This is a genomic window from Steroidobacter gossypii (genome assembly GCF_016801985.1).
In the GTDB taxonomy this organism is placed as follows: domain Bacteria; phylum Pseudomonadota; class Gammaproteobacteria; order Steroidobacterales; family Steroidobacteraceae; genus Steroidobacter; species Steroidobacter gossypii.
In genome coordinates this window covers 37,407-53,179 of sequence record NZ_JAEVLS010000006.1, presented here as the reverse complement: position 1 = coordinate 53,179, position 15,773 = coordinate 37,407, and the positions used below count along the sequence as shown (strand labels likewise).

Below are 15,773 nucleotides of genomic sequence, written 5' to 3'. Positions count from 1 at the left end.
AGCTGCGAAGATACCGGCGCATGAAGTGCCCTGTCTGTGAAGAACCCGAGTGCCGCCCGTTTCAAAGCGTCGGCGACCGCATGTATTGGCGATGCGAACGTTGCCAGGCAACGTTCCTCGATCCGTCGATGCTGCCGCCGCCGGAGGCGGAACTGTCGGAGTACCTGCTGCATCGGAACGAACCGAATGATGCGAGATATCGCCGCTTCCTCGAAACATTGACAACGCCGCTGCTGGAGCGACTGCCGCCTGCCCGTCGTGGGCTGGACTACGGTTGCGGACCGGGGCCGGCCCTAGCGGCGATGCTGCGAGAGGCGGGGCACGATGTCGCGCTTTACGATCCGTTCTTTCATGACGACCTGGCCGTGCTCGACGAGCAGTATGACTTCATCGCGTGCGCTGAAGTCATCGAGCACTTCCATTGCCCTTCCGCAGAGTTCAACAAACTGGATGCGCTGCTGCGACCGGGCGGCGTGCTGGCGGTAATGACACGATTTCTGTCCGACGATTCGACATTCGCACAGTGGCACTATCGTCGCGATCCCACGCATGTGGTGTTCTACCGAGAGCAAACATTGCGCCAGATCGCCAGCCGCTTTGGCTGGGACTGTGACATCCCCTGCCCGAATGTCGCATTGATGAGCAAGCCTTCGGTAGTGGCGCTCTGAACTCGGATGCGCGATGATCGACACGCCGTCGTCGAGCTCGTGCCCAACCTGAACACAGAGCCCTTTCATGACTGACACACTCGCCACTCGCTCCGGTCCACCGAACAACTTCAGCATCGATGGTTTTCCGGAACCGCCCGCGACTCTCGAAGCCGCGCGAGAACATGCGTACTCGCTGCCGCTGGCGCAGATCGATGTAGCCAATCCAAAACTGTTTCATGCGGACGTCGTGGGCCCTTATTTCGAGCGGCTGCGTCGCGAAGATCCAGTTCACTACGCCGAGAGCCCGACGTTCGGCGGTTACTGGTCGATCACCCGCTACAACGACATTGTCGCCGTCGAGACCAACCATCAGCAGTTCTCATCGGATGCAGCCCTGGGCGGCATCACCATCTCAGCCACGAGCAACACCGCGCTGCCGATGTTCATCGCCATGGATCCGCCCAAGCACGATGTGCAGAGGCGTGCGGTACAGCCGATCGTCATGCCGACCAACCTGCGCAACCTCGAGCCGCTGATCCGCAGCCGAGCGGCCGCAATCCTGGACGACTTGCCGGTGGGCGTCGAGTTCGATTGGGTCGACAAGGTGTCGATCGAGCTGACCGCCATGACGCTTGCGACACTGATGGAATTCCCGCAGGAACAGCGACGCAAACTGACGCGCTGGTCGGACGTGGCCACGGCGGTTCCGGGCGGCGGCATCATCGACCGGCCCGAGCAATGGGTCGAAGAGATGACGGAATGTTTCCAGACGTTCCAGGCGCTCTGGCACGAGCGGGCCGCGGGTCCACCCGGCAACGACTTGATTTCAATGCTCGCGCACGGCGCGGAAACTCGAAACATGCCGGCCTACGAGTTTCAGGGCAATGTGGTGCTGCTGATCGTCGGCGGCAACGACACGACACGCAACAGCATCACCGGCAGCGTGCTCGCGTTGAATCAGAACCCCGACCAATATCAGAAGCTACGCGAGCGCCCGGAACTGGTGGCGAGCATGGTGTCCGAGACCATTCGCTGGCAAACGCCGCTCGCCCATATGCGGCGGACCGCAGTGCAGGACATCGAGTTCGGCGGCAAGCTGATTCGCAAGGGCGACAAGGTCGTCATGTGGTATCTATCGGGCAATCGCGACGAGTCGGTGATCGAGCGCCCCAACGAGTACATCATCGATCGAGACCGGCCGCGCCAGCACATTTCGTTCGGCTACGGCATTCATCGCTGCGTCGGCAATCGGCTCGCGGAGCTGCAGCTGAGGATCGTCTGGGAAGAAATCCTCAAGCGCTTCCCTGTGATCGATGTGGTCGGCAAGCCCGAACGCGTCTATTCGACCTTCGTTCGTGGCTTCCGCTCGCTGCCGGTCAGGATCCCGCGCCGACATTGAAATCGGAGCCACCGTTCCATGGCCGCAACTCAATCCACCATGCTCGAACTCGGCACGCCCGCACCCGACTTCCGCCTGGTCAGCTTCGATGGCCGGGAAACCTCGCTCGACGACTTCCGTGACGCGAGCGGCCTGGTGATCGCCTTCATCTGCAATCATTGCCCCTTCGTCAAACACATCAGAAACGAGTTCGCGCGCTTTGCACGCGACTATCGGCCGAAGGGCATCGCAGTCATTGCAATCAACTCCAACGACATCCTGGCATACCCTGCAGACGGCCCGGAGGGAATGGCCGCCGAAGCACGCAGCGCCGGATATACATTTCCCTATCTGCTCGATGAGACTCAAGCAGTTGCCAAAGCGTATCGCGCGGCTTGCACGCCGGACCTGTTTCTGTTCGATCAAGCTCGCAAGCTGGTCTACCGGGGCCAGTTCGACGATAGCCGACCCGGTAAGGGCGAGCCCACGGGCGCCGATCTCCGCGCGGCGTGCGATGCTTTGCTAAGTGGCGCACCAGTCTCGACGCATCAGAAGCCAAGCATCGGTTGCAGCATCAAGTGGAAAGCCTCGGCCGCGCATTGATGTAGATAGATCCCCGTCGCGATTGTCGAAGTTCTCCGCGGGGCGTTGTGCAGGAACTTTGGCGTAGCAGACGGCGTTGCGGCTGTTATGGGGAGCGGCGCCAAAAAGACTACGTCGATGTCGGCCGATCCGACGCGGGTCGTGCAGCTCCTGTGCAAAACGCTCTGGCGACGTCGTAAAGGTCGGCACGTCCGGCGCATTCCCGCGCATTATTCCTGCATCGGCAGGCAGCATCGCTCGCAAGAGCGGCCCATGCTGAGCAACACCAGCTGCTCGGCGCTGCTTTCTCCCGCCGCCTCGGCCGCCGCTTCGCTCGCCTCCCCACCGTAGCTCTCCACTCTCTCGGCTCTCGGTTCCTCGTCGAGCTCAAGAGGGTTTTGCCATGCGCCCTGACATCCCGTCAGCGGGGCACGCCAAGCACTTCCAGTATCGCGCCGCCGTCGATGGCTTGCGTGGCGTGGCAGTCTTGGCTGTGCTCGGATTTCATGCGTTTCCGGAAACGGTGTCCGGGGGCTACGTCGGCGTCGACGTGTTCTTCGTCATCTCCGGTTTCTTGATCACCGGCATCATCGCGCGCCAACTGCTGCACGCGGATTTCTCGTTCGTGGATTTCTATTGGCGACGCGTCCGGCGTTTGTTTCCAGCGCTGGTGCTGGTATTGGCGACGACCCTGGTGCTGGGATGGTTTCTACTGTTGCCGCACGAGTTCAAGCAGCTTGGCAAACATGTCGGCGCGGCTGCCGCGTTCCTCGCCAACTTCGCGTTCTGGCGCGAAAGCGGTTATTTCGATACCGCCGCGGAATTCAAGCCGCTGCTGCATCTATGGTCGCTGGGTATCGAAGAACAGTTCTACCTGGTATGGCCTGCGGTGCTCGTAGCATTCTGGAAGCGCAGGACGACGCTGCTCGTGATTCTCTGGACGCTCGTGCTGGCCTCCTTCGCGTTGAGTGTGCATCTGGCCCAAGCGTCGCCGGTCACGAACTTCTATTGGCCGGTGTCGCGCTTCTGGGAGCTTGGCGCGGGCTGCCTGCTCGCATTGCTGATGGAGGGGCGCACGCGTACTGCGCCGACCGAGGATGAGCGTCGCTTTCTGGATGTGGGATACAACCTGCTGCCAGCGGCCGGGCTCGCATTGATCCTGGCGTCGATCATGGAGCTCGATGAGAGCACTCCGTTTCCGAGCTGGCCCGCGCTGCTGCCGGTGGTCGGTGCGTTGCTGATCCTCGCAACACCGGAGCATGTCTGGCTGCAGCGGAAGGTGCTGGGCTCGCGTCCACTGGTCTGGACGGGGCTGATCAGCTACGCCTTGTATCTGTGGCATTGGCCACTGCTTGCGTTCCTGAACATCCTTTCGGCCGGCACTCCTCCCGCAGCGATTCGATGGATGGCGCTGGGCGCAGGCTTCCTGCTGGCGGGGCTCACGTATCACTACGTCGAAATCCCGATTCGCAAACACAAGGAATGGAAGTTCAACATCCGCCTGGCCGCCTCCGCCGTCGCGGCCGGACTCGCCGGCGTGATCATCTATGCAGCGGGCGGCGTCGCGCAGCGATTCGACGCGGACATACAAGCCTTGCGACACGGCCCCAGACTCGACCGCTCCTGTTATGCGCGGTTCGGACCTGCGGCGCCGATCAACTATTGCCGCTCCACCAGCGCCGAGCCTCCTTCGATCCTGTTCATCGGCGACTCGCGGGCGCACGCGATTTATGAAGCGGCCGCGCCGATGTTCGCCGCCGAGCATTCGGTGATGCTGCTCGGCCGTGGCGGTTGCCCGCCGCTACTGCACGTTCGTATCAGCGGCTACGACCCAAACGAAGCGGACTGCCCGCAGGTCTGGCGCACTTTCGTAGATTACGTGCACAAAACCAAACCGAAAGTCGTGGTCGTGGTTGGCAACGGTTCGTTCCTGATCACTGATCCGAACATTCGGTTGATCCGTGAGGGCGCTCCCACACGTGAATCGAAAGAAGCCATCTTCGAGCACGGCATCCGCAGCCTGCTGAGCGAGCTCGTGCAGACCACCCGAGTGATCTATCTCGGCGAGATCCCGAGGTTCGCGACCGGGCCTTCCTGTTTCCTCCGCGCCGTGAGACTACCCACCACTCAGTGCCACCCCGAGCGCGATCGCGAACAGGTCGAGCGCGCCATGGCGCCGTACAACCGCGTCCTCGCGCGCGTGCAGACCACCTATCCCGATATTCAACTGGTCGATTCGATCGGAGTGTTGTGCGCCGACAATGTGTGCTCACAACGTCCTCCCGGCAAGCCGCTGCTGTACAGCGACGCCGTCCACCTGAGCAGCGCCGGCGCCCGATTGCTCATCGATAACACCCGGCTGACGCAGTTGATCTCGCGCGACATGTTGAAAGCGGACTCGGGTTGAACGAAGAGTCGACGCGCGCGCTCGAAGTGTGAGCGCGCGCGGCGTTTCAGCGATTACTGAGTGAGCACCCAGTTCACTGTTTGCGTGAGAGTCGTGCCGTTGGTGAGCACGACGGTCCATTCGATCGGCGCCCCGGCCGCCTGCGACAGCACGGTCTCGGCGTTCGGGCACAACAACGAACGCTTGCCAGCGCTGTTCGGCGCGAGTTGCTGACAAGTGCCGGGATATCCGAGGGGCAGAACGACGCCATTTGCCACCGCCTGCGCAGACGCGGCGCTGGTATTGCGCGGCAGAGTCATGGCCGCATCGAAGTGCTGCTGCGGAAGGAAGTCACCCGAGGCGGGCGATACTGCGAGCGCGCCGGCCCCGATCAGCTCAGCCACTTCGATCTCGGCATGCAATTCGAAGCCGCTGCCACGGATCGTCACAGCCTTCATCGAGTATCCCGCCAGATCCGGGGCGACCGATGGCAGCGCGTCCGTCTCCGTCACCGTACCCACGCCGTCGAACTGCACCGATATCTCGTCCACGCCGACGCCCGATGGCAGCGGCTGGTTCTCGAAGCTCTGAAATCTGAAAAAGCCGGACCAGTCCTCGTGTGAGTCGATCTCGATGGATATGCCCTGCGTCGGCTGCACGCTCTCGAACACGATGCCGCCGGACGCGAAGCGCACTCGGGCCTCGTTGGCGTACGGCACGTACATCCCATAGTCGGGTTCGTGCGCGAACTGATCGGGTGTATTGGTGTTGTACACGTAAGTGCCGGTGAGGCGCTGACCCGGAACGATGTCTCCATGTAGCACCGCGCCCGGATCGGTCACCGACAGGACTCGAGCCGTCAATCGCACTCGCACGGGCTCCGCCGAAGCTTGCGCACAGGCCAAAGCGGACAACACCAGGCCACTGCAAAACACTGCTGCCGTTTTCATAGTTCTCCCTAACTTCAATGGATATTGATAAGCGCGAATCCGTTACGCGCGACAGGGATCGAGGAGAGTCAGTGCTGAGGCGGCGCGGACTGCGCCACGAAATTGCAGCTACGCCATTCCCTGGTCTTTCCCTGCTGCCGGTCTCGCTGCGACGAGACCATTGTTCCAGATCCGCGCACTTAGATAACAGATTGTCGTGACATTTGCACACTCTATACGGAAGATAGGATGGACCTAGGAACTGACCGCTGTGCCCGACCGAATCCCTCTCGTATTTCTACCCGGCCTGCTGTGCGACGAGCGCCTGTGGCGCGATCAAGCTCGCGACCTTGCCGATATTGCCGACTCGACCATTGCGGATCTCACACTCGACGACTCGGTGGCTGCGATGGCGAAGCGCGTGCTGGATGGCGCGCCGGAGCGATTCGCGCTGGCGGCGTTGTCGATGGGCGGATACGTTGCGTTCGAGATCCTGCGTCAACAGCCCGAGCGCGTGACTCGATTGGCGCTGCTCGACACCAGCGCGGCGCCGGATGCGCCAGAGCGCACGGCCCAGCGGTTGGCGGGCATGGAGTCGCTGCGGCTTGGTCGCTTTTTCGGGGTAACGGCTCGGATGTTGCCGCAGCTTGTGCATGCACGTCATGTGCGTGGGCTGGTGGGTGAGGAAGTGAAGGCGATGGCCAAGCGTGTCGGTGGGGATGCTTTTCTGCGGCAGCAGACGGCGATTCTCAATCGGCCGGACTCGCGTGGGGTGCTCGGCTCGATCGTCGTGCCGACGGTGATTGGCGTAGGTGATGCCGATGTGATGACTCCGCCCTCTGAGTCGGCGGAAATCCATCGAGGCATTGCCGGGTCCACGTTGCATACATTTGCATCGTGTGGGCATTTGCCGCCGATGGAGAGTCCGGAGGAGACGTCGGCTTTGCTTCGACGGTGGCTGGCTTCTAAGTAAGGTAGCCCGCCTGCGCTGGGTCAGGAACGGACGCCATTGCGCCGGCGCGCAAGCACGACCGGCACCATGGAAGCGAGAAGTAACAAACCGATGACGGCCCACGCCGGCGGCAACCACGACCGCTCTTCAGATGCCGCGGCCTCACTCTCGATAAGCCGCGGGCGCGCATCCGCTACCGCCTCGATCTCGACATCGACGCTGTGACCTTCGTCTCCATACGCCGAGATCCGATATCGATGCCCCGACACCGCGGGAAATTTGAACTTTCCCGCATCGTCAGTTTCAGCGACGACCGCAGTCGCATTCGGGGTGGAGAGATCCGTCAGCTCCACCGTTTCGCGTACCGCCAACTCGCCGTTGGAGTAATAAACGGTTCCTTCGATGTGATCGCCAACGTGTCGGGCGTCAAGCAGCAGACCATGAGCGACCGCGAGAGACGGCAGAACCAGCAACACGCACACGATCAGGTTGCGAACCATGGCGTTACCTGGCGTCGAACCCAAAGGAATATTCATAGCTCAGCTCGGTGTACTTCGGGTTGTCGTCGACGGCAATGCGCTTGCCGGCCCATAGCCGGTTGAAGCCGGGCTTGGGCACGAAGGCCGCTACGCCATCGGCATCCGTCACCGGATCGCTCGCCGTGCCCTCTTCGCCATGTCCGAGCTTCACACCCGCGACCGGCTTGCCATCCTGAAGCACGCGAATGCGGAACGGCTCGCCAGCTGCAGGCTGTTTGGCGGACAGCGGAACCACTTCAAACGGCTGACCGATGATCTGGGTGACCAGCGGCGACCAATCCACCACTGTCTTGTGATATTTAACGGCGTAGGTCGCGCGCGTCGCGCCAGGCACTTCGTTCATCGGCTTTTCCACGCTTCGGCCGGTTGGAGGCCGAGTGTGAATGCCGTTGTCGAAATGCATGGAGATCAGGACCGGCGCACCGTCGACATGCAGGCGCACGCCGTCGGCAGTGACATCCCGGCTCACGGCAAGTGTCTTTCCCTGTCGATCGACGGCATCGATCTGCTTCAGCTTCTCCGGCCGATACGGTTCGAGCTTGCCGGCGTGACCGCCGAACAGCACCTGATAATCCGTCGTGCTCTTATCGACGCTCTCCAGCCACACGGTGTGGGCGGAGGCACTGGAAGCGCAACAGGCAATGAAAGCCGCAAGGACCCGCTGGCGTGATTTTGCAAACATATCCAACACTTCAGAAATCGAACTGGATCCCGGCACGCACCGTGCGCGGCATGCCGGGAGCAAACAACAGTTGTCCACCGATGACCGAAACCGATGTGGCGTACTTCTCGTCCGTGACATTGTCGAGCCGGGCGTAGACGCGATAGCCGTGCTCGCCAGGCCGCGTGTATGACACGCCGATATCGAGCAGGTCGTAGCTCTCTGCCTCAAGCGTGTTCAGCGCGTCGACGTCGTACTCACCCACATAGCGCCAAGCTGCATTGATGCTCCAATCGGCACCCGGCCAGAACGTCGCTTCCAGGCTGCCGGAGCGCTCCGGCACGCCGGCGACGGACAATCCTAACAAACGGGCATCGGCGTTCTGTTCCACTTCGGTATCGGTGACGCCGTACACGGCGCCGACCTCGAAACTCGAGATCGGCTGCCAACGAACGCTCGCCTCCAAACCTTCGCGCAAGGTCGCGCCGTAGTTCTCGTACACGCCCGGCGAAACGGTCCGCACCTCGCCGGTCGACTTCAACCGATAACCGGCCACGTCGAAGTCGAACACGTCGCTGGCGACGAAACGCACCCCGACCTCGGTCTGCCGAAAGATGTTTTCATCCAGCGGTTGGCCTCCGATCGAGTACTTCACGAAGCCGTTGGGCAGGGCGAAGCCTTCCGCCCAGCTGGCGCGCAATTGCAGCCAGTCCGTGACCTGCGAATGCAGACCGACCTTCGGACTCACGTGCTCGGCCTGATTGAGCGCTCCGCAGGGATCGCTGCCCGTCTCGGCGCCGCGCAACTCGCAACCGCCGGTGAAACGATCCGCCCGTAGACCCAGCGATAGTTGGGCCAGCGGATGCACATCCGCCCTCGCCTCGGCAAAGGCCGAGACGCTGTTCAAGTCGGTCTCGCGATCCGACTGCGCCGGCAGCACGCGGCGGCGGCGATCCAATCCATCGAAGAACTTGTACTCGGTCGATTCGCGGAACGTCTCGATGCCCGCGATATAGCTGACGGGAACAGACGCCAACGCGGTCACGCCATTGAGACTGGCGCCGGCGCCGAACACGCTGCGATCGTATGCTTCCTCGCGCTGCCGCCAGGCCACGGCGCTCACCGGTCGCGAGAACCATCGGGTGAAATCCTGCTGAGTGGCGTAAGCGAACGTGAGCAGCTTGAGTTCGTCGGCAAGTTGGTAGTTCACATCGCCACGAACCGTCAGAAACTCTTTGTCCGCGCCGTCGTTCTGGGTTCGCGGATCGATCCCACGCGGGTCGCTTCGAAATTGTTCCTCCGTCAGATACGAGGCCGAATCGCTTTCGGACTGAAGATAGCGCGACGACAAAGCGACTTGCAGCGCCGGCGCGAGTTGCGCCGACCAGCGGCCGGAGAACGTGCCACGCTCGGTCGCGCTTTGCGGCCGGAAGCTGTCGGTTCGGAATATCTGGCCCGCCAGGTTGATCTGCTGAGTGTCTCCCAGCGCCGTGCCGTACGCGCCCTGCAGATCGAGGGTATCGTAAGAGCTCAGCGACAGATCCGTCTGCGCATAGTTGCCGCTCTTGCGCGTCTGAATGTCCACCAGCCCGCCGCGATTGTAGTTGCCGTACAGCGCCGACACCGGACCTTTGAATACGGTGAACGCTTCGATTTCCAGCGGCACGACCGCATTCAAGTCGACGTAGCCATCGGCATGCGACATGGCTTCGTTGAGCGGGATGCCGTCGATCACCGCGCCGAGATCGCCGCCATGACCGCCGTTGCCGAAGCCGCGAATGACGATGTTGCTGGCGACCGAGCCGAGCTGCAGATCGCGAACAACCATGCCGGGAACGAGCCGAAACAACTCGTCGATGTCGGGCAGGGCTTGCTCACGAATCGTCTCTGTATCCAGCACCGTGGCGCTGAAAGCCGAGTCTTTGGCGCGCAGCAGCTGCCCCTTGACGACGACTTCATCGATATTGGCCTCGGCTGCTGGTTCAGCGGCGGCGCCGATCGCTACCGATGCCAACGCGGCCGCGACCGCCCAGCGCAATACGCTATCCGACATAGTAGCCATGCACTTGCAACCCCAGCAGAACCGCGCTCGCTGCGATGAGCGCACCGTTGGTGACGCGTGTAATCGACGGGAAACTGGCGCTCGTGCGCCAGACCTGGACCACCGCCGTCATCGCCGTGAGCGCGGCGATCTGGCCGAACTCGACGCCGACATTGAACGCGATGATCTTGGTGACCAGCTCCGGATCCTTGGCCAGGGTCATCTGCTGCAAACGAGTGGACAGACCGAAGCCGTGGATCAGCCCGAAGATGAACACCATGAACAGCAGATTGGGCGCGGGCCGACCGAACCAGCGCCGGAAGCCGTCGAGATTCTCGATCGCCTTATATGTCACCGTCAGCGCGATGACCGCGTCCACCAGATAGGGATTGGCGGTAATGCCCGCCAGGGTCGCGAACAGCAACGTGATGGTGTGGCCGGCGGTAAACGCCGTGATGAACACCACGATCTGGCTGAACCGCGTGAGGAACAGCATCACGCCGAGCAGAAACAGCAAGTGATCGTAGCCGGTGAGCATGTGCTCCGCACCGATCCACGCGACATCGAAGAATCCGCCGATCAGCATGCGCTGCTGCGCCTGTTCGCTGACCGAGTGCGCCATCGCGGCGGCGGGTAACAGGCTCGCCCATCCCAACGCCACTTTTACAATGAATGGCCACCGCCTCGTCACCGCCGCCCACGCCCCTTTGATGTTGTTCGCGTTCGAACCAGCCGAGGCGCGATCGCGTTGTATGATGACCGCAGAATATTTCACTCTGATTTCACGACACAAGTTCCTGGATGCCCCCCATGCGCACCAAACTGTTTTCGCCCGCTCAGGTAGGGCCGCTCACGCTCGCCAATCGCATTGTGATTGCACCCATGTGTCAGTACTCGGCCGTCGATGGCTGCATGACAGACTGGCATCAGATGCATCTTGGACTGCTGGCGATGTCGGGCGCGGGCCTGCTCACCATCGAAGCGACCGCCGTCAAACCCGAGGGGCGGATCACCTACGCCGATGTCGGTTTGTACTCGGATGCCTGCGAAGAGGCGATGCGCCGCGTGCTCGAATCGGTGCGGCGCTGGTCCGACATGCCTATCGCCATTCAGCTGGCGCACGCGGGGCGCAAGGCATCCACCGACTTGCCATGGAAAGGCGGCGCGCAGTTGCCGAAGGATCATGCGAATGGCTGGCAGACCGAAGCGCCGTCCGCACTCGCTTTCCATGAGCAAGAGGCTGCGCCGATGGCGTTGGATCGCGCTGGCCTCGCTGCAGTGCGCGAGGCGTTCGTCGACGCTGCGCGACGCTCGGTTCGTCTCGGACTGGATGCGATTCAGCTGCACTCAGCGCACGGCTATCTGGTGCATCAGTTTCTATCACCGCTGTCGAATCGCCGAGACGACGAATACGGCGGCTCGCTGGAGAACCGCATGCGCTTTCCGCTGGAGATATTCGATGCTGTGCGCGCCGCGGTTCCCGCCAACCTGCCGGTGAGCATCAGAGTCTCGGGCACCGACTGGGCGCCGGGCGGCTGGGATGTGGAGCAGACAGTCGAGTACGCACGCGCTCTCGAGGCACGCGGTTGCGCCGCCATCCACGTTTCGAGCGGCGGACTGACACCGACACAGCAGATTCCAGTCGGCCCGGGATATCAGGTCCCACTGGCGCGAGCAGTCAAAGCCGCGGTGAAGATGCCGGTGATCGCAGTGGGATTGATTTCGGAGTTCGAGCACGCCGAAGCGGTGCTCGTCGCCGGCGACGCCGACATGATCGCGCTAGCCCGCGCCATGCTCTACAACCCTCGCTGGCCGTGGCATGCCGCCGCTCATTTCGGTGCGCGCGTAAAAGCGCCAGATCAATACTTGCGCTCGCAGCCGGCACGTTTTCGTGGGCTGTTCGACGTGCGCGCGGACGATTAGATTTTGGGTTTGCTCGGCGACTCGGCGCTCTGCCGTCCGGTCGGCGGAGCCAGCGCCATGGCGTCCAGCTTGCTGCTCTGGTTGGTCTCTGTATAGAAACGCGAGAGCCGTTCGCGAGCTTTTTCGACGGTCTCGCGATCGACGCCATTGGCGGCGGTGATGACCTGCACGCTGTTGAGCAGGTAGCGCTCGGCTTCCTGAGTGCGCCCCTCACGATGAAGAATCTCGCCCAACGCGCTGGCGGAACGCGCCGATCGCCATTCAGGCGCGTCGGTGCGTTTCCAGCGATTCATGGCGGCGGTGAACAGCGCCTCGGCGTCGGTCAGCTTGCCGCCCCCGGCGAGCGCCTCGCCCAGATAATGCTCCGCCGACGCCACGTACTCGTGATCGGGCGGCAGGCTCTTCGCGAACAGATCCAACGTATCGCGCAGCACGTTCTCCGCGTCGGCAAACTTGTTTTGTTTGATCAGCACCGTGCCCAGCATGGTTTGCAGATAGCCGATCTTGCCGTACGCGGTGCTGCCCGAGTCGTGATGGGCCGCCAGCGCTTCCCGAACGAAAGACTCGGCGGCCAGCGGATTGCCCTGAGCCATGCGAACCTGCGCCAGCGACGCCAGCGTATCGGCAACCTTGCTGTTCGACTTGTACAGCAGCCGCTGCGCGGTCAAAGTGCGCTCGAAGATCGGCGCGGCCTCGGAAACGCGCCCCTGATACAGCAGGATTTCGGCGAGGTGATAGTCGGCCTTGATTCGATCCGGATGCAACTCGGCCACGTCGCGATAGATATCCACGGCCTCACGCGCCGCCTTCTCTGCGCCCGCCAGATCGTCGGCCCACGCCAGAATGTTGGCCAACTCGCTCAGAATACTGCCAACCTCTTCGTGGCGCGGACCGCGTGCGATACGCATCAGCTCCAGTGCTTTGACGAATGACTGGTGCGCCTGTGTGGTGTTGCTACGCAGATTCTCCAGGCGCCCATGCTCCACCAGCAGCGTGGCGTTGACATATGGGTCCACCTCGCCAGACAGCTGCGCCATCTGCTGCGCTTCACTGAACAACTGATCGGAGCGTTGGAACTGCCCGGCCTCGCGCAGCGCGATCGCCAATTCGATCAGCAGCTCGGCGGTGCGTGGATTGTTCCCAGGTTGCAGCTGACGCTGCAGGCGCAACGCGCTTTCCAGCTGCGGCACGGCTCGGTCGGGCAGGCCCATGCGCCGATACGCCAGACCGATCGTTTCCATCAAGGGCGCGCGCACCTCGGGCTGCTCGTCCAGATCGGTTTCGATGGAGCGACTCGCCTGATCCAGCACGTCGCGCGCCGTTTGTTCCTTACCGAAGTTCACGAACGGATCGGCGGCGGCAAACATGTTCCTCATGAACCCGGAAACTCGTTCGGCGCGTTCTTTTTCCTGCGTGGCCAGCTCGAGCGCGGCCTGGGTGGCCGAGCGCTGAATCGACATCACCGCCGACACGCCGATTAGAAACATCATGAAACTGACGCTGGCGGCCACCGCCAGTCGATTGCGGCGGACGAAGCGGTTCGTGTAATAAACCCAATTGCCCTGGCGCGCCTGGACCGGCTCATTGCTCAAATGACGCTGGATGTCGGCGATCAGCTGTTCGACCGAGTTGTAGCGCAGCTCCGGCTCCTTGCGCAGCGCCCGCATGACGATGGCGTCGAGATCGCCGTTCAGGCTGCGGCCCAGCTTGTCCGGCGTGGTGCCGCGCGCCGCGGCCAGGCTGAAAATCGAGGGCTCGTCGTCCTTGAGGACAGCGTTGCGAGCGCCATGCACTGCGGCGCTCGGGCGCGTCGGATCGGTCACGCAGATGGCGCGCTCCAGCTCCAACTGGCTGGCCGCCGAATGCGACAACGTGTACGGGCGCAAGCCGGTCAGCAGCTGATACAGCACCACGCCCAGCGAATAAACATCGCTCACCGTGGTCACGGGCTTGCCCAGGATCTGTTCGGGGCTGGCGTACTCGGGCGTGAGCAGCCGGTCGTTCATGCGCGTCAGGTCGGACGGCTTGGTCAGGTCGCTGGCGTCCAGCAGCTTGGCGATGCCGAAGTCGAGCAGCTTGGGCGTGCCTTCGCCAGTCACCAGGATGTTGGCGGGCTTCAAGTCGCGATGGACGATCAGGTTCTGGTGCGCGTACTGCACCGCCCCGCACACCTGTAGAAACAATTGCAGGCGCGACCGCAGATCCAGCTGCTTTCGGTCGCAATACTGATCCACGGTTTCGCCGTGGACGTATTCCATCACCAGGTAGGGCTGCTGCTGTTCGGTTTCGCCGGCATCGAGCAGACGGGCGATGTTCGGATGATTGAGGCTGGCGAGAATCTGGCGCTCGGCGCGGAAGCGTGGGCCGAACGCTGCGGCGGCGCTTGCATCGATGATCTTGAGCGCCACCCGTGCGGAATATTGCTGGTCGGCGCGCTCGCCCAGATACACCGTTCCCGAGCCACCCCGCCCCAGCACCGATACCAGCTGATAGGGCCCCACGACCCGGCCCACCAACGAGTCGCTGCCCGGGCGGCTCGAGGCATAGAAGGCCTCGCCGATGGCGCGGGAAATCGGGCCGGAGCTGTGCTGGGTGATGGCGAGCGTGACCAGATCCAACAATTCCCGCAATTCCTCGGGGTTGGAGGCATGGTCGCGCACGAATGCTTCTCGCTCCGCGCGCTGCAGCTTGGTCGCGTTGGCGAACAGATTCCCTATTCGCTTCCAGCGTTCGTCTGGCGCACTCGGAACGGTCATGAGTCGAGCATTGTGTTCTTCGCCGCAGTGCGGACTAACCACTCGGGCATTCCACCAAACAAACAGCACCGAATCCGTTACAGGGCCTCACTTTTGCAATCCGCGGGCTGGGAACTCCACGTAGAGGGTCGCCTCAGCGCGATTCAGGGTTCCCCTGAATATGCAATCTGCCCGGCATGATGAAGAATCTATGTGAACCACGTCACACAGCAAGCGTGACCGATGTCACAAAACGACGTGGGGGTTTGGCTGGATTGCCGGTTATGTCACATCTGGAGAGAAACATGCGGATCGCCCCTGTCGCTGCCTCGCTGGCCATGGTCGTGAGTGCTCTGTTGTCGAATTCTGCCCTTGCTGGCGATACCGGCGGCGCGAAGCGTCCGCTGTTGCAACTCGCGGGAGATACCGGTGGCGCCAAGCGTCCGTTGCTGGCTGGTGATACCGGCGGCGCCAAGCGTCCGCTGCTGGCTGGTGATACTGGCGGCGCCAAGCGTCCGTTGCTGGCTGGTGATACCGGCGGCGCCAAGCGTCCGTTGCTGGCTGGTGATACTGGCGGCGCCAAGCGTCCGCTCCTGGCTGGCGATACCGGCGGCGCCAAGCGTCCGCTGCTGGCTGGTGATACTGGCGGCGCCAAGCGTCCGTTGCTGGCTGGCGATACCGGCGGCGCCAAGCGTCCGCTGTTCGTCTAACCCAGCCATCTCCGGAGCAATATCATGAAAAAGCTGTTCCTTCTGTCGCTGGCTGTCCTGGCCCTGGTTCCGATGGTGTCGGGCACCGCCGTGCCGGCCGACACCGATGCCGCTTCGATGATCAAGGTTGCCGACCTGACTCCCGAACTGGCCGAGGCCCTGCGCGCTCAGGCCGCCGGTGGCTCGCTGGCTCGCCCGCTGTAAAAAATACAGCCACCGGACAAGCGGGCGGTCCGGCGCGGTCATAACAACAAGCAGCCCCATCGAAAAGGCGCGCGGCCCGGCCG

Annotated in this window: 14 protein-coding genes; 8 read left to right on the top strand and 6 right to left on the bottom strand. The window is 62.7% G+C overall.

Going from position 1 to position 15,773, the window contains the following annotated elements; all coding sequences use genetic code 11:
- Positions 1-20 precede the first annotated feature (20 nt).
- The 4 genes from JM946_RS23970 (at position 21) to JM946_RS23955 (ending at position 5,017) form a co-directional block, all read left to right on the top strand.
- Positions 21-668: a class I SAM-dependent methyltransferase gene (locus JM946_RS23970; RefSeq protein WP_203169914.1), complete on the top strand. Its 648-nt coding sequence runs from the start codon at positions 21-23 to the stop codon at positions 666-668.
- A 67-nt stretch (positions 669-735) separates the two neighbouring features.
- Positions 736-2,049: a cytochrome P450 gene (locus tag JM946_RS23965; RefSeq protein ID WP_203169913.1), complete on the top strand. Its 1,314-nt coding sequence runs from the start codon at positions 736-738 to the stop codon at positions 2,047-2,049.
- Positions 2,050-2,067: 18 nt separating this feature from the next.
- Positions 2,068-2,631 carry a thioredoxin family protein gene (locus JM946_RS23960; protein WP_203169912.1) on the top strand — a complete coding sequence of 188 codons (564 nt, stop codon included), beginning with the start codon at positions 2,068-2,070 and terminating at the stop codon, positions 2,629-2,631.
- 382 nt (positions 2,632-3,013) lie between these two features.
- Positions 3,014-5,017, top strand: a complete 2,004-nt coding sequence (locus JM946_RS23955) for an acyltransferase family protein (protein ID WP_203169911.1) — start codon at positions 3,014-3,016, stop codon at positions 5,015-5,017.
- A 53-nt stretch (positions 5,018-5,070) separates the two neighbouring features.
- Here the strand turns inward: JM946_RS23955 and JM946_RS23950 are convergent, their stop codons facing one another.
- A complete protein-coding gene (locus tag JM946_RS23950; RefSeq protein ID WP_203169910.1) occupies positions 5,071-5,946 on the bottom strand; it encodes a hypothetical protein in 876 nt (291 codons plus the stop codon).
- 250 nt (positions 5,947-6,196) lie between these two features.
- Between JM946_RS23950 and JM946_RS23945 the strand changes: the two genes are divergently transcribed.
- Complete coding sequence (locus JM946_RS23945; protein ID WP_203169909.1) at positions 6,197-6,898, top strand: alpha/beta fold hydrolase; 702 nt, start codon at positions 6,197-6,199, stop codon at positions 6,896-6,898.
- A 20-nt stretch (positions 6,899-6,918) separates the two neighbouring features.
- On the opposite strand, the gene JM946_RS23940 is transcribed toward JM946_RS23945, so the two are convergent.
- Genes JM946_RS23940 through JM946_RS23925 form a run of 4 tightly spaced genes read right to left on the bottom strand, consistent with a single transcriptional unit; the run spans position 6,919 to position 10,893 of the window.
- Entirely contained in the window at positions 6,919-7,413 is a 495-nt protein-coding gene (locus JM946_RS23940) for a carboxypeptidase-like regulatory domain-containing protein (protein WP_203169908.1), read from the bottom strand.
- Entirely contained in the window at positions 7,382-8,098 is a 717-nt protein-coding gene (locus tag JM946_RS23935) for a DUF4198 domain-containing protein (protein WP_203169907.1), read from the bottom strand. The genes JM946_RS23940 and JM946_RS23935 overlap by 32 nt, the downstream gene beginning before the upstream one ends.
- Before the next feature lie 10 nt (positions 8,099-8,108).
- Positions 8,109-10,139: a TonB-dependent receptor gene (locus JM946_RS23930; RefSeq protein WP_203169906.1), complete on the bottom strand. Its 2,031-nt coding sequence runs from the start codon at positions 10,137-10,139 to the stop codon at positions 8,109-8,111.
- On the bottom strand, positions 10,120-10,893 hold the full coding sequence (locus tag JM946_RS23925; protein WP_322110971.1) for a HupE/UreJ family protein: 774 nt from the start codon (positions 10,891-10,893) through the stop codon (positions 10,120-10,122). Before JM946_RS23925 ends, JM946_RS23930 begins: the two co-directional genes overlap by 20 nt.
- A gap of 35 nt (positions 10,894-10,928) precedes the next feature.
- Between JM946_RS23925 and JM946_RS23920 the strand changes: the two genes are divergently transcribed.
- Positions 10,929-12,041 (top strand): NADH:flavin oxidoreductase/NADH oxidase, encoded by a 1,113-nt coding sequence (locus JM946_RS23920; RefSeq protein ID WP_203169905.1) that lies wholly within the window; start codon positions 10,929-10,931, stop codon positions 12,039-12,041.
- Here JM946_RS23920 and JM946_RS23915 read toward each other — a convergent pair.
- Entirely contained in the window at positions 12,038-14,797 is a 2,760-nt protein-coding gene (locus tag JM946_RS23915; RefSeq protein WP_203169904.1) for a serine/threonine-protein kinase, read from the bottom strand. The two genes, JM946_RS23920 and JM946_RS23915, sit on opposite strands and share 4 nt — an antisense overlap.
- A gap of 284 nt (positions 14,798-15,081) precedes the next feature.
- On the opposite strand from JM946_RS23915, the gene JM946_RS23910 reads away from it, so the two are divergent.
- Together JM946_RS23910 and JM946_RS23905 are read left to right on the top strand one after the other, a co-directional pair.
- Positions 15,082-15,486 carry a hypothetical protein gene (locus JM946_RS23910; RefSeq protein WP_203169903.1) on the top strand — a complete coding sequence of 135 codons (405 nt, stop codon included), beginning with the start codon at positions 15,082-15,084 and terminating at the stop codon, positions 15,484-15,486.
- 24 nt (positions 15,487-15,510) lie between these two features.
- Positions 15,511-15,690: a hypothetical protein gene (locus tag JM946_RS23905; protein WP_203169902.1), complete on the top strand. Its 180-nt coding sequence runs from the start codon at positions 15,511-15,513 to the stop codon at positions 15,688-15,690.
- Positions 15,691-15,773: the final 83 nt, after the last annotated feature.

Excerpts from the sequence above, each read along its gene's own strand:
- JM946_RS23970 (WP_203169914.1), top strand. The coding sequence starts at position 21 with ATGAAGTGCCCTGTCTGTGAAGAACCCGAGTGCCGCCCGTTTCAAAGC.
- JM946_RS23965 (WP_203169913.1), top strand. The coding sequence starts at position 736 with ATGACTGACACACTCGCCACTCGCTCCGGTCCACCGAACAACTTCAGC.
- JM946_RS23960 (WP_203169912.1), top strand. The coding sequence starts at position 2,068 with ATGGCCGCAACTCAATCCACCATGCTCGAACTCGGCACGCCCGCACCC.
- JM946_RS23955 (WP_203169911.1), top strand. The coding sequence starts at position 3,014 with ATGCGCCCTGACATCCCGTCAGCGGGGCACGCCAAGCACTTCCAGTAT.
- JM946_RS23950 (WP_203169910.1), bottom strand. The coding sequence starts at position 5,946 with ATGAAAACGGCAGCAGTGTTTTGCAGTGGCCTGGTGTTGTCCGCTTTG.
- JM946_RS23940 (WP_203169908.1), bottom strand. The coding sequence starts at position 7,413 with ATGAATATTCCTTTGGGTTCGACGCCAGGTAACGCCATGGTTCGCAAC.
- JM946_RS23935 (WP_203169907.1), bottom strand. The coding sequence starts at position 8,098 with ATGTTTGCAAAATCACGCCAGCGGGTCCTTGCGGCTTTCATTGCCTGT.
- JM946_RS23930 (WP_203169906.1), bottom strand. The coding sequence starts at position 10,139 with ATGGCTACTATGTCGGATAGCGTATTGCGCTGGGCGGTCGCGGCCGCG.
- JM946_RS23920 (WP_203169905.1), top strand. The coding sequence starts at position 10,929 with ATGCGCACCAAACTGTTTTCGCCCGCTCAGGTAGGGCCGCTCACGCTC.
- JM946_RS23915 (WP_203169904.1), bottom strand. The coding sequence starts at position 14,797 with ATGACCGTTCCGAGTGCGCCAGACGAACGCTGGAAGCGAATAGGGAAT.
- JM946_RS23910 (WP_203169903.1), top strand. The coding sequence starts at position 15,082 with ATGCGGATCGCCCCTGTCGCTGCCTCGCTGGCCATGGTCGTGAGTGCT.
- JM946_RS23905 (WP_203169902.1), top strand. The coding sequence starts at position 15,511 with ATGAAAAAGCTGTTCCTTCTGTCGCTGGCTGTCCTGGCCCTGGTTCCG.